Raw genomic sequence first — 1,035 nt, 5'->3', positions numbered from 1 at the left:
AGCCGCGCCGCCGGCTGCGGCGCAGGACGCGGTGCGCGCGGCCATCGAGGCCGCGACCGCGTACCGGGCCTCGCGCGCCGAGCGCCGCGAGGAGGCCGACACGGCGCTGACCGCCGCGCGCGACAAGCTCGACGCCGCCCGGGCGGCCTGCGTGCCGGTGACGGGCGGCTCCGCCGACGACCCCGAGCACGACGCCAAGCACGAGGAATCCCACGACGAGGCGACCGAGCCCACCCCGGAGGGCGAGCCCGTCCACGAGCAGGACGGGGAGGCGACCGAGCACGAGGCCGAGCACGAGGAGGCGCCCTCGTCCGACCCCACAGCGACGGACGAGCCGCCCACCACCGCTCCGCCGACGACCTCGCAGGACGAGCCCGAGGCGGACGGCACCGACTCGGGCAGCGGCAACTCGGGCAGCGGCAACTCGGGCAGCGGCAACTCGGGCAGCAGCAACTCGGGCAGCAGCAACTCAGACAGCGGCGACCCGAACAGCAGCGACCCGAACAGCAGCGACAGCAGCGAGTCGAACAGCAGCGACAGCAGCGAGTCGAAGAGCAGCGAGTCGGACCGGGCGGGGGAGGGCGACCACACCGCCTCCCCGGTCGCGTTCCGGCACCCGGCCGCCGCCGCGAGCACCGACACCGACGGCTGCCTACAGGCTCTCGAGGACGCCCTCACCGCGCAGACCGAGGTCGCCGAGCGGCAGGACCGCGTCGCCGCCGAGGACGCGGCGTTCGACCAGGTGCTGGACGCGCTCCTGGCGGCCGCGACGGGCAGTGCGCCCTCCGCGACCCAGCCCGGCACCCCGCCCGCGGGCGTCGAGTTGCCGGCGGGTGTCGAGTTGCCGGCTGGTGTTGAGCTGCCGGCGGGAGTCGAGTTGCGGGCCGGAGCCGAGTTGCCGGCTGGTGTTGAGCTGCCTGCTGGAGCCGGGCTGCCTGCTGGAACCGAGCTGCCTGCTGGGGTCGAGCTGCCGGCGGGAGCGGTCCCGGGTGCCGCGGCCCCGGCCGTCCCGGATGCCGCCGCGGCGAGCGCCGC

At 76.5% G+C, this 1,035-nt stretch carries 1 pseudogene; it reads left to right on the top strand.

Features of this window, described 5'->3' with window-relative positions:
* Positions 1–1,035 (top strand): annotated as a pseudogene (locus tag KIK08_RS39180) (hypothetical protein); the annotation flags it as partial.

It is taken from the genome of Pseudonocardia lacus (assembly GCF_018531445.1).
GTDB lineage: Bacteria > Actinomycetota > Actinomycetes > Mycobacteriales > Pseudonocardiaceae > Pseudonocardia > Pseudonocardia lacus.
Note: the sequence above shows the minus strand (reverse complement) of the source record. Positions and strands in the feature narration are given on the sequence as shown.